At 58.4% G+C, this 21657-nt stretch carries 20 protein-coding genes; 16 read left to right on the forward strand and 4 right to left on the reverse strand.

Annotation, left to right across the window (positions count from 1 at the left end):
- From FBY02_RS01220 to FBY02_RS01295, 16 genes are all read left to right on the forward strand, one after another.
- Entirely contained in the window at nt 1-978 is a 978-nt protein-coding gene (locus FBY02_RS01220) for a 3-oxoacyl-ACP synthase (protein WP_144922291.1), read from the forward strand.
- Nucleotides 975-2585 (forward strand): class I adenylate-forming enzyme family protein, encoded by a 1611-nt coding sequence (locus tag FBY02_RS01225; RefSeq protein WP_144922294.1) that lies wholly within the window; start codon nt 975-977, stop codon nt 2583-2585. Before FBY02_RS01220 ends, FBY02_RS01225 begins: the two co-directional genes overlap by 4 nt.
- Nucleotides 2563-2817: a phosphopantetheine-binding protein gene (locus tag FBY02_RS01230; protein ID WP_144922297.1), complete on the forward strand. Its 255-nt coding sequence runs from the start codon at nt 2563-2565 to the stop codon at nt 2815-2817. Before FBY02_RS01225 ends, FBY02_RS01230 begins: the two co-directional genes overlap by 23 nt.
- Nucleotides 2818-4371 carry an AMP-binding protein gene (locus FBY02_RS01235; protein WP_144922300.1) on the forward strand — a complete coding sequence of 518 codons (1554 nt, stop codon included), beginning with the start codon at nt 2818-2820 and terminating at the stop codon, nt 4369-4371. It begins immediately after the preceding gene.
- Complete coding sequence (locus FBY02_RS01240; RefSeq protein WP_144922303.1) at nt 4340-5857, forward strand: AMP-binding protein; 1518 nt, start codon at nt 4340-4342, stop codon at nt 5855-5857. The genes FBY02_RS01235 and FBY02_RS01240 overlap by 32 nt, the downstream gene beginning before the upstream one ends.
- 96 nt (nt 5858-5953) lie before the next feature.
- Nucleotides 5954-6385 carry a VOC family protein gene (locus tag FBY02_RS01245; protein ID WP_256662448.1) on the forward strand — a complete coding sequence of 144 codons (432 nt, stop codon included), beginning with the start codon at nt 5954-5956 and terminating at the stop codon, nt 6383-6385.
- Nucleotides 6382-7509, forward strand: coding sequence for an acyl-CoA dehydrogenase family protein (locus FBY02_RS01250; protein WP_144922305.1), 1128 nt, complete (start codon nt 6382-6384; stop codon nt 7507-7509). Before FBY02_RS01245 ends, FBY02_RS01250 begins: the two co-directional genes overlap by 4 nt.
- Entirely contained in the window at nt 7506-7994 is a 489-nt protein-coding gene (locus FBY02_RS01255; RefSeq protein ID WP_144922308.1) for a hypothetical protein, read from the forward strand. The genes FBY02_RS01250 and FBY02_RS01255 overlap by 4 nt, the downstream gene beginning before the upstream one ends.
- Nucleotides 7995-8816, forward strand: coding sequence for an alpha/beta fold hydrolase (locus tag FBY02_RS01260; RefSeq protein ID WP_144922311.1), 822 nt, complete (start codon nt 7995-7997; stop codon nt 8814-8816).
- Entirely contained in the window at nt 8800-9798 is a 999-nt protein-coding gene (locus tag FBY02_RS01265; protein WP_144922314.1) for a 3-oxoacyl-[acyl-carrier-protein] synthase III C-terminal domain-containing protein, read from the forward strand. The genes FBY02_RS01260 and FBY02_RS01265 overlap by 17 nt, the downstream gene beginning before the upstream one ends.
- A 28-nt stretch (nt 9799-9826) precedes the next feature.
- Nucleotides 9827-10945 (forward strand): acyl-CoA dehydrogenase family protein, encoded by a 1119-nt coding sequence (locus tag FBY02_RS01270; protein ID WP_144922317.1) that lies wholly within the window; start codon nt 9827-9829, stop codon nt 10943-10945.
- Nucleotides 10942-11796: a hypothetical protein gene (locus FBY02_RS01275; RefSeq protein ID WP_144922320.1), complete on the forward strand. Its 855-nt coding sequence runs from the start codon at nt 10942-10944 to the stop codon at nt 11794-11796. The genes FBY02_RS01270 and FBY02_RS01275 overlap by 4 nt, the downstream gene beginning before the upstream one ends.
- The gene (locus tag FBY02_RS01280) at nt 11793-12740 is read left to right on the forward strand and encodes a 3-oxoacyl-ACP synthase (protein WP_144922323.1); all 948 of its coding nucleotides are present in this window, start codon (nt 11793-11795) and stop codon (nt 12738-12740) included. Before FBY02_RS01275 ends, FBY02_RS01280 begins: the two co-directional genes overlap by 4 nt.
- Nucleotides 12730-14037 carry a cytochrome P450 gene (locus FBY02_RS01285; RefSeq protein ID WP_144922326.1) on the forward strand — a complete coding sequence of 436 codons (1308 nt, stop codon included), beginning with the start codon at nt 12730-12732 and terminating at the stop codon, nt 14035-14037. Before FBY02_RS01280 ends, FBY02_RS01285 begins: the two co-directional genes overlap by 11 nt.
- Nucleotides 14021-15091 (forward strand): MupA/Atu3671 family FMN-dependent luciferase-like monooxygenase, encoded by a 1071-nt coding sequence (locus tag FBY02_RS01290; RefSeq protein WP_144922329.1) that lies wholly within the window; start codon nt 14021-14023, stop codon nt 15089-15091. The genes FBY02_RS01285 and FBY02_RS01290 overlap by 17 nt, the downstream gene beginning before the upstream one ends.
- 29 nt (nt 15092-15120) lie before the next feature.
- Nucleotides 15121-15762: a GIN domain-containing protein gene (locus tag FBY02_RS01295; RefSeq protein ID WP_256667246.1), complete on the forward strand. Its 642-nt coding sequence runs from the start codon at nt 15121-15123 to the stop codon at nt 15760-15762.
- Between the two features lie 55 nt (nt 15763-15817).
- Here the strand turns inward: FBY02_RS01295 and FBY02_RS01300 are convergent, their stop codons facing one another.
- Genes FBY02_RS01300 through FBY02_RS01315 form a run of 4 tightly spaced genes read right to left on the reverse strand, consistent with a single transcriptional unit; the run spans nt 15818 to nt 21656 of the window.
- Entirely contained in the window at nt 15818-16501 is a 684-nt protein-coding gene (locus FBY02_RS01300) for a 4'-phosphopantetheinyl transferase superfamily protein (RefSeq protein ID WP_256662449.1), read from the reverse strand.
- A complete protein-coding gene (locus FBY02_RS01305; protein ID WP_144922335.1) occupies nt 16446-17771 on the reverse strand; it encodes a PAS domain-containing sensor histidine kinase in 1326 nt (441 codons plus the stop codon). The genes FBY02_RS01300 and FBY02_RS01305 overlap by 56 nt, the downstream gene beginning before the upstream one ends.
- Nucleotides 17764-19230 (reverse strand): sigma-54 dependent transcriptional regulator, encoded by a 1467-nt coding sequence (locus FBY02_RS01310; RefSeq protein ID WP_306085245.1) that lies wholly within the window; start codon nt 19228-19230, stop codon nt 17764-17766. The genes FBY02_RS01305 and FBY02_RS01310 overlap by 8 nt, the downstream gene beginning before the upstream one ends.
- Nucleotides 19227-21656: an ADOP family duplicated permease gene (locus FBY02_RS01315; RefSeq protein ID WP_144922338.1), complete on the reverse strand. Its 2430-nt coding sequence runs from the start codon at nt 21654-21656 to the stop codon at nt 19227-19229. Before FBY02_RS01315 ends, FBY02_RS01310 begins: the two co-directional genes overlap by 4 nt.
- Nucleotide 21657 lies beyond the last annotated feature (1 nt).

Genomic DNA, 21657 nt, shown 5'->3' on the forward strand with positions numbered 1-21657 from the left:
GTGTATATCCATACGATAACCAGCCTGGTCGCTGCTAATCTCACGCCCCTGCCCGCCCTGGCGGAGAAATATGCCTGGGGTGAGCGCAACAGCAAGATCTTTGGTCGTTTTCATCGGATGGAGTCGGCCAGCCTGTTTGAGCGCGAGGCGTTGCCTGAGCTGATCATGCAGCTGTTGCAAAGGTTCCGGGCCGAATGTCCCCCGGCATTGTTCGAGAAAATTGGCTATGTGGCCTGGGCGCATTCTCTGCATGGCCCCAGCCCTTTTGACCTGGTCCCCTGCCTGGCAAGCGATGTGCGGACGTTTCTGGGGCGCCCGCAGATTGAGTTTTTCTCCATCACCCAAGCGTCGTGCGCATCGGCGCTGGTTGGGTTGAAGTTTCTCGACGCCAAGCTCGCTGCGGCACACACACGGCAGGATAACGTTTGTGGGTTATTGATCACTGGGGAGAAATGCTTCCACGACACGGTGCAATACGCCAATCAAAATGGCTATTTCGGCGAAGCATTTTGCGCCACCCTGCTCAGCGCGACGCCTTCGCCCGGCGCGTTGCGCCTGAGCGCTGTGCACGTCCAGCAACTGGCCGCCTATGGTACGCGCATGCGGGCGACGGATCGCGAGCGTGAGAATGCCTATGATCACGCCTTCATCCCCACCATGCTCGAGACCGTCCACACCGCGCTGCGGCACGCAGGACGGCGTCCTGAAGAGCTGCGTACGCTGATCCCGTACCACATTAGCCCACCGACCTTTGACAGGATCGCCGACGGTGCCGGCTTTGCCCGGAACATCATTTTCCGTCGTCATCTCTACCAATTGGGACACTGCTTTTGCAGCGATGCGTTCGTCAATTTGAAAAGTCTCCTGACGCACCGCGATGACGCCACCGCCGTGGCCCCCATTCTGGCCTTGGCGTCCGGCGTCGCCGGCACTTTTGCAGCCATCGTTCTTGAACTGAATCACGAGGATGAGACATGAGCACGAACCATTTGACCCAATGGCTGGCGCTGGCTGCGCACCAGTTTCCTGAAAAAACGGCGCTGATCGAAGGTGAACAGGCGGTGACTTGGGCCTCACTCCACCAACGCGTGATCAACACCGCTGCCTACTTGCGCCAGCAACAGGTTGAGCGCGGCGACAGGGTATTGGTATGGCTGCCAAGCGGGGTCGATTTCGTCGTCTGCTTCTGGGCAGTGCAATATTTGCAGGCTGTGTTCGTTCCGGTAAATCCGGAGACACCGTTGGCGCGGGTCGCCTGGCTGCTCGATAACGCCGCGTCGCGTTTATTGATCGCCCAGACCGGGCAGGCCGCGGCGTTGGCAGCGGCACCAGGCAACCCCGGCCTGCAGGTGTTGTTCGATAAAGCATCCGATGCGCAAGAGAGCGGTTCGTCACTCCTGTCTCTGCAACAGATAGCGACACAGGATCTGGCAACGCCGTTGCCTGTGCAAGACGCGTTGGATATCGACCTGGCGTGCCTGATCTACACCTCGGGCTCCACAGGCGACCCCAAAGGGGTCATGTTGACCCAGCGCAATATGCTCAGCGCGGCAGACTCTGTCGCCACCTATTTGCAATTGGCGCAAAGCGACCGGATTTTCTGCACGATTCCCATGAGCTTCGACTACGGGCTGTATCAAGCGATCATGACCGCCAAGGTTGGCGCAACGCTGATTATCGAGAAGGATTTCAGCCGCCCGCTTTTTGCCCTTAAACAGCTGGTCAAGCACAAAGCCACCGTGCTGCCGATCGTCCCCACGCTGCTGGCGCTCATCGCACCATTGGCCAAGCGCTATGACTTCTCCTCCCTGCGCAAAATCACCAACACCGCGGCGGCCCTGCACCCCAGCGACATCGACCTGTTGCTTTCGCTCTTCCCTCAGGCCGAGATTTTCTCGATGTACGGGCTGACCGAATGCCACCGCTGTACCTGGCTGCCTCCTGCGCTGCTGGCCAAACACAAAGACAGCGTGGGCTACGCCATCCCGAACACCGAACTCTGGGTCGTGGACGATGACGGCGTGGCACACCGTAGCAACGCCACCGGTGAATTGGTGATCCGCGGCGCTACGGTAATGCGCGGCTATTGGCGCAACCCGGAGCAGACCGCGAACAAATTGCGGCCGGGCCCACTGCCTGGCGAGTCGGTCCTGTACACCGGCGACGTGTGCCGGCTGGATGAGCAGGGCTTGCTTTATTTCTTGTCGCGCAAAGATGACATGCTCAAGACCCATGGCGAAAAAGTCGCCCCCAGGGAAGTCGAGGGTGTGCTCAAACGAATCCCGGGCGTGTTGCAGGTTGCCGTCATTGGCGTCCCCCACCCTATTCATGGCGATGAGATCGTGGCCTGCATCGAGTGCGTCGAGCCTTTGGACATCGCGCCACTCAAAGCCTTTTGCCAGGCCCATCTTGAAGCCTACAAACGGCCACACCGCTACTACTTCAGTGATGCGTTACCCAAAAACAACAATGGGAAAGTTGACCGAGGCCAATTAGCCATTCTCCTGCCGCGCCAGGAAAAAAACCTCAACGTCGGGTGCACACAACACACAGGGAGTCATCATGCATACGTCCACCATTATTGAAGCCATTGGATTGGTTCTGGAGTCCTCGAATCTCTCGGAACTGAGCGCCCGAACCCATCTTGAACGTGACCTGGGATTTGAAAGCGGCCTGTATATCGAACTGATCATGTACCTTGAGGAGCGCATCGAGGACCTGGTACTCGACCCGGCCACGCTGGAGTTCCAGCACTTCGAAACCGTGGGCAGTTTGTCGAACTTCATTGAGCTTCAGCTCGCCAACCGGGCGGCGTGAATGGACGCCTGGTCTGAGCTCATCACGGTGTTCATGCGCTTTGAGGATCAGGCGCAGACCGCCTGGTGCCACCACTCACGGACGTACAGCTATGGTGCGCTCAGCCAGCGTGCGCAGGCGATCGCCGCTGAGATAGTCCGGCAGCAGCCTGTCAGCGAAAGTCCCCTGGCGCCGGTGCTGGTTTATGGCCACAAGTCCTTCGACTTCCTGGCGGCCTGGTGGGCCTGCATTCTGTGTGGTTGTCCGATTGTGCCGGTTGAATCCGATAACGCTCCCGAGCGTCTGGAGCGCATTGTTCAGACGGTTGGTGCACGCCTGATCCTGAACACCGACGCGCTCCCCCTGTTCGTCGCGAGTGCCAAGACCATTGCCCTCGCCGCCCTGCCCTGGCGGCGCCATGAAGACGACGTATTGCAATCTTTACTGGAGGCGACCCGGAGGCGGTTCGATAACGCGAGCGCAATCCCGTTGGCGTACATTATGTTTTCCTCGGGCACCACCGGGGAGCCCAAGGGCATTCAAATCAGCTTGTCCAATCTGGTCGATTTCCTGGCCTGGATACGCCGCGACTTTGCGCTCGACGGGGCTATCACCGGAAATGTGCGGTACTGCTTCGATGTTTCGCTGTTTGAAATCTGGCTCGCCTGGCAGTTCCTGCAACCCCTGTCGGTGCTCGACCATCGCGATTTGATCAACACCCGCAAGGTGATCGCCCAACACGCGCAAATGGCACTGACCTGCTGGGTCTCCACACCGTCGATGGTCCGTCTCTATCTGCTGGACCCGACCTTCAATGCCCAGGCACTGACGCACTTGCAGCGTTTTATCTTTTGCGGCGAAACGCTGCCCAAAGCGATCGTTACCCAGTTATGGGCGCGTTTTCCAGGCTGCCAAGTGATCAATACATACGGCCCTACCGAATGTACCGTGGCGGTTTCACGGGTGGTGATCACCCCGGACATGCTGGCTTCGCCCCTGCCCTTGCCGATAGGCAACGCCAGGCCGGGAGCGGCACTGCGCCTGGCCGACCCCGTGGACGCATGCGGCCGGGGGCAACTGCTGATCAGTGGTGAGTGCGTCGGCCCAGGCTATCTCAATGCGGCGCCTGCGCGTCAGGCCAGTTTCAGCCGGCAGGATGGACAAGCCACGTACGCCACGGGTGATATCGGTCTGTTCGATGGCATCTGGTACTACTTCCTGGGGCGCGAAGATGGCGAGGTCAAAATCCAGGGACACCGCATTGACCTGCATGAAATCGAACACTTCCTGCGCGATCGTAACCTGGTCGTTGACGTGGTGGTCGAACCCTATTGGCGCAAGGGCAATGCCGAGGCGATCCAGGCCTGCGTGATCCTCAATCCAGGTTGCGAGTTGTCGCAGCTTGGCAACGCCATGCAGGCCCATTTCCCCCCGTGGGCTATTCCGCGTTATTGGTACAGCACCCCCCGCACCGTACTGAATCATAACGGCAAACTGGATCGTTCAGTCGCCCGGCAACTGGCTATGGATAAAGGAGAGAAGTATGTTTTTATCGCAAATCAAACCACTGTTTGAGCGGTTGAAATATCAGGACAGCGCGACCGCGCTGATCAACCAGGAAGGTATCTACAGCTTTGCCGAACTGGGCCTGCGCACCGCCGCGATTGCCCGATTGTTAGCGCCATGGGCGGGCCGTAACGTACTGGTCCATGGTCATAAGCAACTGGATGCCGTGGCCGCAATGCTGGCCTGCATCAGCCAGGGATGCTGCTTTACTTTTGTCGATCAATCCAACCCTGTAGCGCGGGTTGAAAAGATTGCCAACCTGATCCGCGCCGAACTGATCCTCACGGCCACGACACACCCAGTGGAGGGCCTGGACCGCTGGCCGCAACGAGTCCTGTCGACTCTGGAAAATGGCGACCCGGCCTCGTTGCCACTTGAACCGGAACTGACTCAGCCAGCGTTCTATATCCTTCCGACGTCGGGCAGTACCGGTGAGCCGAAGGGCGTGATCGTCAGCTATGAGAACTTCGCCGCCTTCTCGAGCTGGTACAGCCCGCTGATTGCCGACGGCATCTCTCACGGATGCCATGTGAGCCATGCCTGCTTCTCTTTCGACATGGGCCTGCTGGACCTCTTCCCGGTGCTTAGCCAAGGTCGGGCCCTGCTGATGCTGGACCATCGACACAATATGCTGCCCCGACAAAATATCCGCCTGATGTCGCGTCACCCGCAGTGCCCGGTCACCAGCTGGTTTTCTACACCAAGCTTTATCGATTTGATGCTGAAAGATCCGTTGTTCAGTCGGGAGCAGTTGCCAGATCTGAAGCGATTCTTCGTGGCTGGCGAACGCGCTGCGCTGGGCTTGGTGCACCAGTTGCAGGCTCGCTTCCCAGGCCTGGAGGTGATGCATGGTTATGGCCCGACCGAAACCACCGGCATGACTCACACTTTTGCGCTCGGCCAGCCGCCCGAACACAGCGCGGGCCTGCTGTCCCTTGGTCCGGTTTGCGGGTTGACCCGGGTCAGGATTGTCGATGCCGACGGCGACAGCGTGCCACCTGGCGAAATGGGTGAGGTGCGCTTGTACGGCCCGCAAGTCGCGTTGGGCTATCAGCCTGAAGACGACCCGCGTAACGACGCCTTCGGTCAAGACGAGTTCGGACGTTACTACGCGACTGGCGACCGGGGGTTCATGGACGAAAATCAATCCCTGTTTATCCACGGCCGGGATGACAACCAACTCAAGCTGCACGGTAATCGGGTCGAACTGGCTGAAATTGAAAGCAGCGTGTGCCGCTGTGTGGAGGTCATCCAGTGTTGCGCGGTGCCGATAAAGGACGACGGTAAGGTCATCGACCTGCAACTTTTCGTTCAATTGCGCGAGGACAATGCGACCCACCGCGAAGCACTGCGCCGCTTCCTGGCAGAACAGCTACCCGCCTACATGATCCCGAAATCCATGTACTTCTGTCAGACCTTCCCCGTGACGCTGCATGGAAAGATCGACCGCCAGCAACTGGTGCAACAACACAAAGCGCTGTCAGCCGCGACTTGATGGCTATCTGCAAGCACATATAAAAAACGGCTCGTCATGACAGTGACAATGCCCGTTACTTTGTGCACCGGCGCCGGGCGGGTGCCAGCGTAAAACGTGTTCTTCGAGAAAAAAGGCGGCACGATGCGTTTCAGTCATATTGGTTATGTGGTTTGCGACAGCGATGCAACTGCTGTCGCGGTTAAACCGTTTTTCCCCGTTGTCGTCCGATACAAAGAATATGTGGCCGCACAAAAAGTGTTCATCACGCTGCTGGCGACGACTGAAGGGAACAGCCAGATAGAGTTGGTAGAACCGCTGGAAAACAATCTCCCCTTGCGCGAGTTGTTGGCTAAATCCGGTAAGTCGTCGCTGCCTTACCATATCTGCTTCGAAGTCGAGGACTTTGACGAGCAACTCAAAACGATGAAGGCCACGGGTTGGATCGTATTGACGCGACCCTTCAATGCCTTCGATGTCAATCACCGTTCCAGCCACCTCTATCACCCTGACGCCGGGGTTATCGAAATCATGTCAGGCCCGCTATGAGTCAACTCTACGATGATGCTTTCACCGGACGATCTTGCCTGCTGGGCTCAGACGCCCAGCAGGTTGCCGACCAACTGCGCAATTTCGGCGATACACGACAGGTCTTGGGCCAGTGGTCGTTCGCCCCGGCCATGAATCATCTTGGCGTGCCACCACGGTACCTGGACACGGCGAGTCACCAGGTGAACAGCCTGGCCTCGCGCTATGAGCTCTATGAACAGGTGGGTTTCGTTTCCCCGGCGCTGATGTTCAGTGCGCCGGGCCCGAGCATGTCGGCCTATGTCGTCGCCGGGCTGGGTAATGAACAGCAGCAGGATGCGTTCTTCGGCCAGTTTCTGGAGACATTGTGCTGGTCGTGCTTCGCAATGACCGAGCCGGCACGGGGCAGCGATGCCGGTGCCATGCAAACCACGGCGACGCGGGTCGACGGTGGGTACCTCATTTCTGGGCAAAAAATGTTTATTGGAAACGGAATAGTCGCCGAAACCGGTGTGCTCTTTGCGCGTACCGCCCCAGGTCAATTGGGAATCAACGCTTTTCTATTTTCGCCGCAAAACCCGGCCATCACCCGTCAACGCCTGGCATTGACTGGGCTTGAAGGCACAAACCTGGCGCATATGCAGTTCAACGATATGTTTATCCCAACAGCCGATGTACTCGGACTGCATTTAAAACCGACCCAGCGTTTTGCGCGGTCGGCGATGGCCACATTCGATGCGCTGCGCCCCTGTGTGGGCGCCCTGGCACTGGGTGTGGCGCGACGCGCATTGCACGAGTGGCAAGCTTGCGTCACGCCTGACCCAGCGCAACGGCAACAGTTGTCGCGATTAAAGCGGCGCTGGCATACCGCTTACCACGAGGCGCTGACGCTCTGTCAGCAGGCGGATAAGCAGCAAGCCCCGGCAAAAAGCCCTGGCATGGTGAAGACCACCAGCGTGATGATTGCCGAGGAGATTGTCAGTCAACTGATCCATGCCTTCCCTGCAGACCAAGGGCCGCTACCGACCGGTCTATGGCAGGCCTTTCGTGATGTAAAGGCCTTTGAATACACAGAGGGAACGCGACAGATCCATCGATTGGGCCAGAGTTTTTCACCCCGACTAGCCAGCCAGGAGTGCCGATGACCATTGCCCTTTTGACACAGGGTCAACTGAGCATCGTCAGTACCTGTGAAGCCATTGTTCCTGATAGCCGACATTTTATTGCCACGCAGCCACCATCATCCCAAACTCATTGGTACCAGCACTGGCCACAAGACGATTGTGGCGAGCGCCTGCACGCCAGGGCCACCGTGGAGCTGTGTCGCAGCGTCGGCAGCGAACCTCATCCCACACAGTTGGTCTACGACAGCCTTTACCCCCCCGCACGCGGCGCCACTCCCCTGCTGCAAAGCCTATTAGCGCAATGCCCGGCGTTTATCGAGACCTGGGGCATCTGCAGTGGGCAATTCGATCCGCAGTACGCAGGTTCGTTGGCAACTCAGGTGCTGCAACCCGGGCAACGGCTGCTTTACCTGTATGACCCATTGCAGCGCCTCAATGGTGATCCCGCGCCTCAACAGCTGACACTGCACTACCTGATTTTTTCCGCACAACCCTTGGGGGTGTGAATGGATATCCAGCTTGCGTCCCTGATCGAGCGCCTGGCACAGCCTTGCGTGATGCCGATGCGTACGGCCGAGTCGTGCCAATTGGCGGCCCTGAAAACCGAGGTGATAACCTGCGGCCCCTACCGCAGCCGAGTGCTGGTCAAGGAGCAGCAGGATCCACACGCCAAAAGCGCGCTGTTGCTGCACGGCTGGGGCGGCCATCCCATGATGCTGTACGAGGCGCAAACGCTAATGCACGCCGGCGGATACAGGGTCTACACGCCCTTCCTGCTGGGCCATGATCCTCACTTCCCTGCCGGATGTGATTTGCCCGGGCAAAGCCCGTTGTTGTTGGCGATGCAGGCCACCTACGGCCCATTTGATAGCGTGGTGGCCCATTCGGCCGGCGGGATTATCACGGCGATGGCCCACTGGCTGGGTTTTACCCTGGACCGGGTTGCATTGCTTTGTGCCCCGGCCTCGCTGTCCAGTCTGTTACAGCACTCCCTCGCGCAGCTACGGGTATCGGCACAGCACCTGCCGCAGCTCAAGGCCTATTACCAAAGCCGCTATCCCCTGCCGGCCGCATTGCAAACCGCACAGCCCTACGCGTTGCGCGGGGCCCGTGCGCTCATCCTGCATGGTTCAAAGGACCAGCGAGTCGACCCTGCCGACGCCAGGCAAATCCAGGCGCAATGGCCGGACAGCCAGTTGCATATGATCGAAGGCACAGGTCACCTGGGTATTCTTTCGCACCCCCATACCCTGCAGGCGCTGACCAGGTTTCTCTGTGCTCAAAACGCCGACCATGAAAAAAGGAATCATCATGTTGGGGCATATTGAATCCATCACCCTGCACATCCCCGAGCAACGCAAGTCACTGGCCGAGGCCGCCCTCTCCCTTGGGCTGAGTGCACTGGACGTCAGGATGTTTTCAAGGTTCTACGGCCTGGAAAGCTTCCCGCGTCAACCTGGCACGGTAGATGATCTGATACGTGCGCTCCTGGAGCAGTTCGTCGCGGCTCATCCTGATATCGTCACGCGCATCCGGCACGTGGTGCATGCGCACACCGTACCAACCCTGCGCCCTTTTCACGAGACGGGCAGGACACTGCTCGACGCCTGCGGATTTGCCGACGACACCGAGTACTGCAGCCTGACGATGGGCCATTGTGCAACCTCGTTGCCTGCCGTGGAGTATGCATGCAGCCGCCTCAGGGACGGGGAATATGCGCTGCTGCTGGTCGGTGAAAAGGCCTTTCATCCAAAAGTAGAATTGCTCGATGACACCACCATCATGGGAGAAGCCGCGTGCGCCGTACTGCTCAGCCGGTCGGGAGCGCACGCCCAGGTCACCGCCCGGTACAGTGTGCAAGCCGGTGAATTCAGTGAACAAAAGGGGAATGAGCCGAAAACCAACCCGGCATTCGCCGAGGCCTATTTCGGGTTTGTCTGCAATGCCATGCGCAGCGCCATGGAATATTTCGATTGCGCCCCGGACGCCCTGGGGTGGATAGCCCCGCATAACGTCAACCTTTCCTCCTGGCAAAAAATCGCCGATGAGCTCGAGATCCCCCGTAGCATGATTTTTCTACAGAATGTGCCCCGCTACGGCCACTGTTTCGGTGCCGACCCCTACCTCAACCTGGCCGCACTTATCCGGGATCAACAGCTTTCTCTCGGCGATAAGGTCATGCTGGTCAGCGTCGGCATGGGCGCGACCTTTTCTTCACTGTTGCTTGAATTGCCCGCAGGCAATGAAATCCCAGTCTTTTGCAACCTCAAGCAATACCCGGATACGAGGCCGAATAAAGTGAGTGCTTAGTTCTTTCTCTACGTGAACGCAACCACTCATGAGCGATATTACCCGCTGCTATCCACAACTTTATGCGCTGTCAGAGCGACTTCTTGCTGCCGGACAGCTCGCGGAACACAACCTCGTCCAGGCGATCGCCTATCTAGATCACCCGGAGCTCCACAGCCTGGCCTGTATTGGCATCCCCTCACGGTTCAATCCGTGGGAAACGCCGACATTTTCCAATGTCAGCTATTCCCGGCACCTGCAGATCATCGAGTACCTGAGCCGAACGGACGCCAGCGCCATGATGCTCTTGCCCGGCGCGTCCCTCAGCACTCGCGCCGTCCTGACCCTGGGTGACGAGCAGCAACAGGCGCGTTTTTTTGCCTGCTTTGCCGAGCGCCCTGCCTGGACATTCTTTGCTATCACGGAGCCCGAAATTGGTTCCGATGCCAGCGCTATCTCCACTGAACTCACGCGCGGTGACCAGGGCTGGCGGCTCAATGGCACCAAGATGCTGATTGGGGGCGCCCTGCTGGCGAGCGTCGGCCTTGTGTTTGCGCGTTATCAACACAGCCGGCGATTGGTGATGGTCTTCCCGGATGACACCGAGCCGACTTTGCAACGTGAGTCATTGGACACGGTCGGCTTGGCCGGTGCCGGGTTGTCGCGCCTGACGTTCAAGGATCATAGCGTAAAGGAAGAGGACATCCTGGGGCACGAGCGCCGCGAACTGCTCCAGGGGCTCAACGCCCTGAGTCAGGTATTCGAACGTCATCGTCCCATGGTGGCGGCCATGGCATTGGGCACGGCGTTCGGCCTGCTCACCGCCCTCGACATCCGCCTCTTACCAACCGCGGCGCGACGCTGGGTCGGCCGGCAATGGCGAAAGTATCACGCGATCTATCAACAGATGCTTACCGCGGCGGAGGGCTACAGCAATGGCCGGCACCAGTATGCCCTCACCAGTCAGCTCAAACGCAATGCCACCCACCTGGTCGAGGAAACAGCGTGCCAGCTGCCCCATTTGCTGGACCGCGACGACTGGCTGGACGATCGCCTACTGCGCAAGCGCTATCGCGACAGTTTTTCGTTCGAATACATGGAAGGCACCAGTAATGTCCATCTTCTCAACAGCTTCCGCGCGCCTGCAGCCCAAGGGATAAGCCTGTGACACTCTGCCTCGATCCTACCGATATCGTGTTCCAATCGTTTGATCACACTGAAGTGCCCCAACCCGAGTGGGACACGGATATTCCGCACTGGCGTTCTTATGCGCAGCACCTCTTCCAGGCCAACGGAGAGACACTCAACCCGCAGCATGACCAAGTGCAGGCCTGGGTCACCAGCCCGGAGCGCGCCTCCTTCAGCGACATGATCACCGCGCTATTGCCCCGGTTGGCCGCGGTCATCGAACCTGGGCGAGTGAAAACCGTGCTGATGGCGCATTGGACGCCAGACCTGCACATGGGCAGTTCGGTGGTGAATGCGGCCATCCATCAATTGGGGCTTTCCGCCTGTCTGGCATTGGCCATCAGCGACCGAGGACCGGACGCTGGCCTGTTCGCGTTGGACGGCCTCAATGACTGCCTGGCCGGTAAGGACGAGGATGGTCTCTTATTGATCGCCGAGCAGAAGAACCTGATGTACTTCTCGCCGTTGATGGCAGCTCTGCAACCGGAAAATAACGCCTGCGTGTGCCTGCTGAATAAGCAGCAGCGCGGGTTGCGCTACCAAGGGTTCAGGCGGACACCCGTGGATCAATGGTCCAGTGAGTCGCTCCTGCGGGCGATCGAGCAACTGGGACTGGTCAAGGAGCGCCTGGTCTTGATTGGCCCGGCCCGGTTACTGGAGATCGCGCCTGTCGGCACCCAGTCGTTCGCCGTCAACCCCCGTTTGCTGTGCGCAGCGCCTTTCGTTGCCTTGCGCGCCCTCTGGCAGCCGCAATGCGACTACCTGCTGATCAGCGAAAACGACAACGGAATCAGCCTGTGCGGGCTCGCCGCCGAGGAAGGTCCACGATGAACATCGCTTCGCTGGCCACTTATATTCCACCCGCCAGGGTGCACATCGACCAGATTGTCGCTCACCGTGGCGGGAGTCCGTCGGAGGCCCGTACATTTACCCAACTGTTCGGTATGGGGGAGGCGTCAACCCTGGCAAATGAAGAAAGCGCCGAAGGCTGTTTCCATACCGCCCTGCAACAGTTGGGTGAAAGCCTGGATGACGGAGAGAAAATTGACGCGCTCATACTGGTCCAGGGCCTGCCCGCTCGATCCTCTCGCCAAAGCGTCAACCTGTCGACCCTGCGCCAACAGTCACGCTTTGTCACGGCGGACGCGTCCCTGCTGACCCTCAACCAACAGAACTGCGCCACTGTCTTCTGGGGATTACGCCTGGCCAAACGATTGCTGGCGAGCGGCAAGCACCGCTGCGTAGCGCTGCTGGTGGGCGACACACTGGCTGACTTCGATCTGGCCGAGCGCTATATCCCAGGCTGCACATTAATTGGCGACGCCTTCGTGGCCGCCCTGCTCAAGCCCGGTGGCGGTCAACGCAGGGTGTCGGGCATCCAATGTTTCTATCATCCCGGGTTCTGGCAAGGGCTGGATGGCAGCCGTGAGGATACCAAGCGCTTCTACCAGTCCCACAACCACCTGGTTGCGCACGCGCTGGGACACTACCCCGAGGACCTGCGCAAGCAGGCCTGGCTGCTACCGCACAATATCAACCGCCTCAGTTGGCAGACCTGGCTGCGTCTTCCGGACAACCGTCATCAACAGGTCGCCACGGACCTGCTGAGCCAGTGTGGGCATTGCTTCAGTGCCGATCCCCTGCTCCTGCTCGATCGCTATCCTCCTCAAGAGACCGGACGCCCTGCCCTGCTGCTATCGGTGGGCCTGGGCGGCTGGGTAGGCTGCGCCGCCATCACTTCAGACACCTTGGCGGAGACCGCCCATGCCCAATAACCCCGGCACTATTGCGACCGTCAAGCCGTCCGCCGCCAAGTACGCGCAGCTGGGCTTCCTGAAAATTGCCGAAAGTGCCTGTCGCCAGCACGGGGATAAAGTCTGGATCGGTGAGGAGGAGCATGCTGTATTGCTGCTGGCCGGCGCTCGACATCTGCGGTTCTTTCTCGAGAACGAAAGCAGCTTTCATAAGGAACTCGACAATGGCGCTTCAGTCAGGCGCTTACTGCTGGGTCAATCGCTGATCACCGCGCGTGAAGGTGAAGAGTGGCTCCTGGCTAGAAAGCTGACGACACCGCTGGTCAATCCAAAATCAGCACTGCTGAAACAGGGTACTCGACTCTCCGCCCAGTGGCTGGTCGACACGCTCCATGACCCGGAAAAAAACTCAATGCAGGAAATCTGCCTGCAATGGGCGCTGATGTGCGTCGCGCAAGGCTTCGTCGGCGCAAGGCTTGGCTATCAACAGCTTGATGAGCTGATCAATCACTTCCGCCGGATCTACCTGCAACTGATTGTCGCCGAGCCAACCGAAGATTACGCCGTGTTAAGCCAGCACCCTGCCCTCATCGCGTTCCGTGAGACGCTTGAATCGATGATCGGGCCGTTGGTGACGGGCGCGGGCGATGGGGAGGTCGACATGTTGGTGCGCTTTTGCCAGGCGCTGGATGTCAGCGCCCACCCTCAGGAACGCGAACGGGCGATCAGCCTGTTGCTGGGTAACCTGGTCGCCAGCGTGGATAACACCGGGATCGCGCTGTTGTGGTGCCTGGCTCACCTGTCGCAGCATCGCCACTATCAGGATCAGGTCCGGGAAGAGTCCCGCCAGGGCAAACGCGACATGGCCATCGCCATCGTCAAGGAATCGCTGCGTATCACGCCGGTGACGGCCTTCTTCGAGCGCGGCACCCTGGATCCGCTGGAGATTGACGGCGTGGGAATTGCGGCCGGCACCAAAGTGCTGTTTTCCCCCTGGTTGGTGCATCGCAATGCCGCCTATTGGCCCGAACCGCTGAGCTTCAGGCCCGAACGTTTTCTTGAAGGCCGGAAAATTCCACGCGAGCACTTTGTACCCTTCAGCATGGGCAAGCGAAACTGCGTGGGCATGGCGCTCGCACTCGACCAACTCACGACGGCCGTTGAAGCACTGTGCGGCCATTGTCGTTTCTCCCTGGCGCCATCGACCGCACCCGCGGCACTCACACCGCTGTATGGGCTGAATGTAATGCCCAGAGGGCCCATTTGTTTCACCATCGAATCCGTTGACAGGGTCAGCCAGCATGAATGCATCGCCTAACGTGGCGGGAGACGCCATCCCGCAACTCAGTGTGTTTTGTTTTTCGGACGTGGCCCGAGACAGCTTTGCCGAAAAGTATGAACAGTTACTGAGTACCGCCAGGCTGGCGGATGAACTCAACTTTCATGCGATCTGGACGCCTGAGCGTCATTTCCACACGTTCGGCGGGATGTTTCCCAATCCTTCCATCATCAGCGCCGCACTGGCCGCCTGCACCCGGCGTATAGGGATCCGTGCAGGCAGCGTGGTGCTCCCCTTGCACGATCCGCTGCGCGTCGCTGAAGAGTGGGCGCTGGTGGATAATCTTTCTCGTGGCCGGGTCGGCATCGCGTTCTCCGCGGGCTGGCAACGTAACGATTTTGTGCTCAACGCGCAGAATTACCGCCAACGTCATGAGGTGCTGTTTACTTCCCTGGAGCAGGTCCAGTCATTGTGGCGGGGTGAATCCGTGACGCGTCACGATCTCTCCCTGCCAGGACACCCGGAGCCGGTGACGTTGCAAACCTGGCCACCCGCTTATCAAGACACAATTGGCGTTTGGATCACGACGGGGAGCAATCCGTTGTTGTTCAGCGAGGCCGGAAAACGCGGCCTGAACGTGTTGACCCATTTGATAGCGCAAACCCGTGAACAACTGCAGGAAAACTGCGCCAGCTATCGCCTTGCACGCCAGGTTGCCGGGTTGGACCCAGCGGCCGGCAAAATCACGCTAATGATGCATACCCAGGCCGGAGAGGACCGGCAAGCGCTGTTGCCACGCTTGCGGCCGGCCCTCACCGGCTACCTGCAAGCGTTCATGCAGTTGTCTGAGAACCTCCATGAACCCTCTACGCTGGCTCGGGAGGCCAGTGATAAGAAACGGGCCTACACACTCAAATTGGGGGTGGAAAAGTACCTCAGCCACTACGGCTTGTTTGGCTCTGCCGCAGAGTGCCTGGAGCAGTTGAGGCAGCTCAAGCGTGAGGGCATCGATGAAGTAGCAGGGTTAGTGGACTTTGGCATGTCTCAGGACAGCGTGGAAACAACGCTGCGTACACTCGCGACATTACTGTGAAATAAGGAGATTGTATGAACACGATGAAGATGGTGTTGGCACTGCTGGCCGGCGCGACCAGTTACACGGCATTGGCCGCCGAAAAAACCGTTCCGCTGAACGCCTTCAACAGCGTTGAAGTCCGCCAGGGCATCAACTTGACGATCAAATGCGCGGCCACCTCGTCCATGGTGGTATCAGGCTCTGCCGATACGCTGGGCAAGCTCCAGGTGACGACCAACGATAAGGCGTTATTGCTCGTGAATGATGCCGCGAAAAATGATCGCTTGGTCTCCCATACGCTGGATATCACGCTGTATACCAGCGCGCCGCTGACCGGGCTGACAGGCACGGCCGGGGTCAAGATCGTGGCGCCTGCCTGTGCTGTCGATCAATCCAGGCTGGCGGTCGCCGGCAGCATGGGTGCAGACATCCAGATCGAGGGCAAGACCGGTGAGCTGGTGCTTGACCTGGCAATGGGTGGCACCTTCAACAAAAAGCCGCAGCCGTTTACGGCGGATGTGGCCAATGTGCGCATGAGCATGGGGGCGGAATCGTCCCTGTGCGACATTCCGAAGATCAATGGCAGCCTGTCTGCTGGTGCCCGGATATCGGTCAGCCCATCGGCTCAGGTCGATACGGGGGCCACGGGCAGTTTCGCCAGCGAAGTTTCAACCTCAGGTTGTTCGTGATCGCTCGGGAAACCTGCCAAGCTCAGTTTTCCAGCCGTGAGAACTGAGCTTGCTATCAGGGGCAATGTAGCTGCCATTGAACCAACGGTTGTTGCGGGCCGACGATCGCCCCATACGCCAGACAAAAACGCCCGTCCCCTTGTACCTGGCAATAATGAATCTGCCCGCTACTGGCTGGGGGGGCGACCATAACCCGTGCCATCCCGCTCGCCCCCGCCTGCGGGATGACAGAAAAACTCCCGAGCGGTTGCGTCAGCCCCGTACCCCGGGCTTTCAGCCAGGCCTCCTTGATACTCCAGAGCTGGGTAAACCGAGTGACGTAATTGGCTTCGTCAAGCGCCAGCCAGCGTTGCTCATCCGGGTGAAAAAAACGCTGGGCAATCGCCTTTTTTACCGCGACCTTTCCGCTGACGCGTTCCAGATCAACTCCGACCTCATGCTCCCGGCATAGGGCGATTGCGGCCGAGTGAGCGCTGTGGCTCAGGTTGAAATGCAGCCAGGTGTGTTCTGGCAGCCACGGTTTGCCGGTGGCTGTCCTGGCGATGCGCACCTGATCGACCGGGATCGCCAGGTAGGCCGCGAGCACCTGATGCAACCAACGTTGCGCCTGTTGGCGAACCGTCATTTGCGGCAGCGCATCGTTAAAGTGCTGCAGCAGGCAGACACCCTGGCCGTCGATCAACTCAGGCAGGAGATTGCAGCGGTAAATTGATGGTGACTTTGCAACCGGTCTGCTCATGGCGATTTTCCAGGGACAAGTAACCGCCATGGCTTTCGGCAATTTGCCGGCACAGGATCAGGCCGATGCCGGTGCCATTGGGTTTGGTGGTGTAGAAAGGTACGAACAGATTCTTCGGATTCGTCAAGCCTACGCCTCGATCGAGGACAGTGATCAGTAAGCGCCCTTTCTCCTCGGCCCATTCGATATCGATACTGTCGGTGCTACTGCCCATCGACTCATCGGCGTTCTTGATCAGGTTGATCAGTAACTGGTGAATCTGTACCCGGTCGAGGTGAGCCATCAACGGACGCGGTCCGCTCAGGGTAATCACACGGTGGGAAAACAGCAGCGGCAGCTCCGCCACCAGGGCCGTCAAATCCACCCGTTCCTTCAGCGCCGGCGCCAGTTTGCTCAACTGCCGGTAGCTGCTGATGAACGCGATCAGTTCGCGGGCCCGCCGGTTAATCAGATCGATGCCCTCAGTAAACCCCGCAGGCAAGTTGTCTGAATGATGCCGATAGTGCTGTTGCAGCATCTGACTGATGGAGGCGATCGGGCTGAGGGAGTTGTTGATTTCGTGGCTTATCACGCGGAGCAGATCCTGCCAGGCTTTCTGCTCCTCCTGACGCAACATGTCGTCGACATCACTGACAAACAGCAACACGTTCTGCACACCGTCCACCATGTAGGTGTCACTGGTCACTTTGTACCGACCCGGCCGCCCCTCATGATCGGACACGACGGGCTGGTCCGTATTGGCATTTTGCAAAAGATTGTCCAGTTGCCAGGCGCTGGCCGTATCGCCAATCAACTTGTCCAGTGAGGTGCCGAGCATCCGCGAGGCCGCATCATTGCACCAGATCAGCCGATGACTGCCGTCCAGGGCATAGATGGCAACCGTGATGTTGGAGATCACCTTCTGCAGCAGGAAATCCATTTCCCGCTGCTGTTGGCGGTGGCGCGACAACTGGCAGGAAATGTCATTGATCTGCTCAATGACACCCTCGAAAACCCCCGTTCCGTTGGTCACCCCACGCAGGCTGAAATCTTCCTGCTCCACCGCTTCCAGCAAATTGGATATGACGTTGATTTTGTAGATCAACTGCTGAAAAAAGTGATAGCAGAAATACACCGTCGTCACACACAGCACGAACAAGGTGAAAAGCTTGAGGTAAACGGACTGGTCAGGAAAAAACCAAAGCAGCAGGTAGGCAACGATTGCGCCGATCGGTGCCAGGCTGCACAGCAACAGGTGGCGTACTTCAAATGACTGAAAAAACTTACGCATGACAGATTTTTAGTTTTTCCAGCCGGCGATAAAAAGCGCTGCGACTAAGCCCCAGTGATTCCGCGGCCTTGACCGCATTGCCGTCATACTGGCGCAGACGCTGTAGCAGTAAGGTTTCTTCGGCTTCGGCCAGGGTGCACGCGTCCGTCAACCCTAACGACGATTCATTGGCCGGACGTACTTCGCTGCGCGATGATACCGAAGACGGCAGGCAGAGGTCTTCGGCGTCAATCACATTGGCGCGACATAGCAACACAGCGCGTTCCAACAAGTGACTCAGCTCCCGGATATTCCCGGGCCATGAATACTCCAACAGCGCCTGGCGCGCCTGCGGTAACAAGGCTGGCCGGGGTTTGTTGTATTTACGCGCAAAACGTATCAGGAAGCGCTCAGTCAGCGGCTCGATATCTTCCAGCCGTTCGCGAAGCGGCGGCAGTTGGATTTGAATCAGGTTCATGCGATATAGCAGGTCCTGACGGAACCGCCCCTCCGCCACGGCCTTGTCCAGGTCAGAGTTGGTGGCGGCGATGATCCTGCATTGGGTGGTCTGGGTGCGCGAAGACCCGACACGCTCAAATTTCCGCTCTTCCAGCACCCGCAGCAATTTCACCTGCTGTGTCAGGGGCAAGTTACCGATTTCATCAAGGAACAACGTCCCCTTGTCTGCCAGTTCGAAACGACCGATACGATTCTCCCGCGCATCGGTAAAGGCACCTTTTACGTGGCCAAACATCTCGCTTTCAAATAACTGCTCGTTGATACACCCCATGTTCACTTCGACGATGCTGTGTTCGGCACGCGAGGAAATCTGGTGAATGTAACGCGCCAGCAGGCTTTTACCGGTGCCGTTTTCTCCCAGGATCAGAACGCTGGTGTCGGTGCCCGCCACCTTTTCCACCAGGCTGATCAAGCGCTTCATCGCTGGCGAGCGGACCACCCATTGGCTGTCCATGTCATCTTCGAGTGCCAGCTTGAGCAGCTTGTTTTCTTCCCGCAGGCAGTTGCCTGAACGACGCGCTTGGCTCATCGAAATCTGTTGCTGAACGATGCTCAGCAGGCGCTCGTTATCCCAAGGCTTTTGAATGAAGTCGGCCGCGCCCCCTCGCATGGCATTGACGATGATGTCGACACTTCCCCACCCCGTCATCGCGACGGCCGGCAGGCAATCATCGAACTTCTTCATCTCGGCCAGCAACTGCAAACCTTCCATGCCTGAGGTGGTGTCTTTCTGAAAGTTCATGTCCATCAAGACCAGATCGACAGGCTTGGCGGACAAATGCGCAAGCAGGCGATCGGCTTGGGTTTCCAGGGTCACGTCGTACCCTTGCATGCGCAATAAGATATCGAGGCTGGTCAGGATTCCCGTGTCATCGTCGATAACAAGGATATGTTTCTTATCATTCATCTCAAGCATCCTGCTTAGAGCGCCTTGCCCCTGGGGAGCAAGGCAGTCGTTCATTCATAACGAATCGCGTCGGCGGGCGACATATTGGTCGCCCGTCGGGACGGAACCCAGACCGCCAGGGCCACCACCAGCGTAATCATCAGCGCCACCATCCAGAACAGAAGCACAAAAGGCGTGTTTCCGTTACCCAGGACACGGGTCAGTTTGGGCGCGACGAAAAATGCCAGCGGCAAGCCGATGATCAGACCGGTCAATAACTGCTTACCGCCCTGGACCATCAGCATACGTAACAAATTACCTTCAGTGGCCCCCATGGCCATGCGCAAGCCGATTTCCTGGGTACGCTGATTGATCAAGTTGCACATCACCGCATAAATCCCCGTTGCCGCCAGTATCATCGCTACCAGGCCAAACAACATGAAAAGATTGGCAATAAAATGCAAGCCGGCTGTATTACGGGCCAAGCGCTCACCCAACGTCTGGATCTGATTGACAGAAAGATCGCTGTCCACCTGACGAACCGCGTTGACCAGGGCGGGCCCGATCGTTTCCGCGTGCTGGGATCGTAGCACCAGCATCAATGAGGGGGCGGACTGCTGTTCCAGAGAGCGATACACCGTGGTGCGGTGGCGGAATGCGCTGAAAGGTCGACCATGAATAACACTGGGCGCCACACCGACTACGGTGTACCAGCGCTGGTCATCGGTATCGCGAAAACGCAGGCGCTTGCCAATCACATCACGCTCGCCCGGCCAGAACTGCTCGGCAAAGGACTGGCTGACGACGACCACCTGTTGTGAGTCCTGGGTATCCCCGTGGACAAACTCCCGCCCCGCCTTAGGCGTAATCCCCATCGCCGACAAGCTACCCGGCATCACCTGCACATCGTTGACCATCGGGTAAGACCAGCGCTCGTTCCTATTGTTGGTCGATGCGTCGACTTCTACCTGGCGCGGTACGGTGAACTGACCCACGGCACTGGTGGTCAACGCTGCGTTTTCAACGCTGGGGATCGCCGCGACAGCGTCCTGCAAGCGCTGGTAGAACAGGATACGGCTTGCATCATCAGGGTAACTGTTCGCGTTGAGATGGATTTGTGCAGTCAGGTAGTCACGAGGGTCGACACCGTAATCAGCGCGGGTCGCCTGGTAGACCAAGAGTGCGAACAACGCACTGATACACAGGATCGAGCAAGAGAGCCCCACTTCAACGATCACCAGGATCCGGGAAACCCGACCTGCGCCACGGCTCTGCGCACCACGGGTGCCATCTCGCAGCACCTCATTGAAGTTGCCACGGACGATTTTCCAGGCCGGCAATGCACTGGTAAGTACAGCGGTGATAACCACCAGGACAAGCGCATTAAGGACCAATACATTATCGAGTGACAGTTGCCACCAGAAAGGAATCTTATTCGGCACGAAACCCGGCAGTATCGAATTGGTGATTTCCAACCCCCATGCGGCCAGCAGGACTGCCACGACACCCGATAGCAAACAGATAAACAAGCTCTCCAGCATCATTTGCAGGACAAGACGCCCTGCGGGAGACCCCAGCGCGACCCGGATGGCGATCTCTTTGGCTCGCTCGGTCGTCCTGGCCAACAATAAATTCCCGACATTGCAGCACGCCAGCAACAGCACAAAGCAGACGGCAAACAGCATCACGATGAAGATTGGCGTGGTCTCTTCACCCATGAAGTTTTCCTGGAACGTCAATGCCTGGGCGGAAAGCCCTTTATTGCTTTCCGGGTACTCCGACGCCAATGCCTGCATCACTCTGTTGAGGTCGCGGTTGGCATCCCCAAGGCTCACTCCCGGCTTCAAACGTGCGTACACCGACACTTCCGGCGCACCTTTACGCTCCAGGTACTGTGAGGGAACAAGCTGGGAAGGCAACCACAGATCATGGAAGAAGGGAAAGGCAAAGTTTTGCGGCATGATGCCGACGATGCGGGTATGTATGCCATTGATCCGGATATCGCGGCCAATCAGTTGCTCATCGGAAGCGAAGTAGTTTTGCCACATGGCATAGCTGATCACCGCGACAGGCTCAGCCCCCGCCTGAACGTCCTCTTGATTGAGCAAACGTCCTCGAAATGGCTGGACAGCGGTATAGGAAAACAGCTCTGCGGTGTTCCTGATGGCCATGTACGAAACAGCCTTGCTGCCATCGCTGATATCCGCGCGCTCGGCATAGAAATAACCCATGTCCTCGAATTGGGTGGAGCGCGCCTTGAGATCGCCGTAGTCCATGAAGTTCAGTCCGGAATCACTCAGACTGACACCGTTCACGGTCGGATTGATCAACACCATACTTTTCCCATCAGGATAAGGAAGCGCGGTGAACATGATGGTGTTGATCACTGAAAACATATACAGGGTCAGTGCCAGGCCACAGGACATGATAAGCACGGTCACAAACGTGAAGCCGGGGCTTTTCAGGAGCAGGCGCAAGGCATAGCGAATATCGAAAAGCATT

Source organism: Pseudomonas sp. SJZ078, assembly GCF_007828255.1.
Taxonomy (GTDB): domain Bacteria; phylum Pseudomonadota; class Gammaproteobacteria; order Pseudomonadales; family Pseudomonadaceae; genus Aquipseudomonas.

What these genes read in the sequence shown, in the direction of transcription:
- FBY02_RS01305 (WP_144922335.1), bottom strand. Translation starts at nt 17,771, where the DNA reads ATGCGTAAGTTTTTTCAGTCATTTGAAGTACGCCACCTGTTGCTGTGC.
- FBY02_RS01250 (WP_144922305.1), top strand. Translation starts at nt 6,382, where the DNA reads ATGAGTCAACTCTACGATGATGCTTTCACCGGACGATCTTGCCTGCTG.
- FBY02_RS01280 (WP_144922323.1), top strand. Translation starts at nt 11,793, where the DNA reads ATGAACATCGCTTCGCTGGCCACTTATATTCCACCCGCCAGGGTGCAC.
- FBY02_RS01225 (WP_144922294.1), top strand. Translation starts at nt 975, where the DNA reads ATGAGCACGAACCATTTGACCCAATGGCTGGCGCTGGCTGCGCACCAG.
- FBY02_RS01285 (WP_144922326.1), top strand. Translation starts at nt 12,730, where the DNA reads ATGCCCAATAACCCCGGCACTATTGCGACCGTCAAGCCGTCCGCCGCC.
- FBY02_RS01310 (WP_306085245.1), bottom strand. Translation starts at nt 19,230, where the DNA reads ATGAACGACTGCCTTGCTCCCCAGGGGCAAGGCGCTCTAAGCAGGATG.
- FBY02_RS01300 (WP_256662449.1), bottom strand. Translation starts at nt 16,501, where the DNA reads ATGAGCAGACCGGTTGCAAAGTCACCATCAATTTACCGCTGCAATCTC.
- FBY02_RS01235 (WP_144922300.1), top strand. Translation starts at nt 2,818, where the DNA reads ATGGACGCCTGGTCTGAGCTCATCACGGTGTTCATGCGCTTTGAGGAT.
- FBY02_RS01260 (WP_144922311.1), top strand. Translation starts at nt 7,995, where the DNA reads ATGGATATCCAGCTTGCGTCCCTGATCGAGCGCCTGGCACAGCCTTGC.
- FBY02_RS01290 (WP_144922329.1), top strand. Translation starts at nt 14,021, where the DNA reads ATGAATGCATCGCCTAACGTGGCGGGAGACGCCATCCCGCAACTCAGT.
- FBY02_RS01295 (WP_256667246.1), top strand. Translation starts at nt 15,121, where the DNA reads ATGGTGTTGGCACTGCTGGCCGGCGCGACCAGTTACACGGCATTGGCC.
- FBY02_RS01230 (WP_144922297.1), top strand. Translation starts at nt 2,563, where the DNA reads ATGCATACGTCCACCATTATTGAAGCCATTGGATTGGTTCTGGAGTCC.
- FBY02_RS01270 (WP_144922317.1), top strand. Translation starts at nt 9,827, where the DNA reads ATGAGCGATATTACCCGCTGCTATCCACAACTTTATGCGCTGTCAGAG.
- FBY02_RS01255 (WP_144922308.1), top strand. Translation starts at nt 7,506, where the DNA reads ATGACCATTGCCCTTTTGACACAGGGTCAACTGAGCATCGTCAGTACC.
- FBY02_RS01265 (WP_144922314.1), top strand. Translation starts at nt 8,800, where the DNA reads ATGTTGGGGCATATTGAATCCATCACCCTGCACATCCCCGAGCAACGC.
- FBY02_RS01315 (WP_144922338.1), bottom strand. Translation starts at nt 21,656, where the DNA reads ATGCTTTTCGATATTCGCTATGCCTTGCGCCTGCTCCTGAAAAGCCCC.
- FBY02_RS01240 (WP_144922303.1), top strand. Translation starts at nt 4,340, where the DNA reads ATGTTTTTATCGCAAATCAAACCACTGTTTGAGCGGTTGAAATATCAG.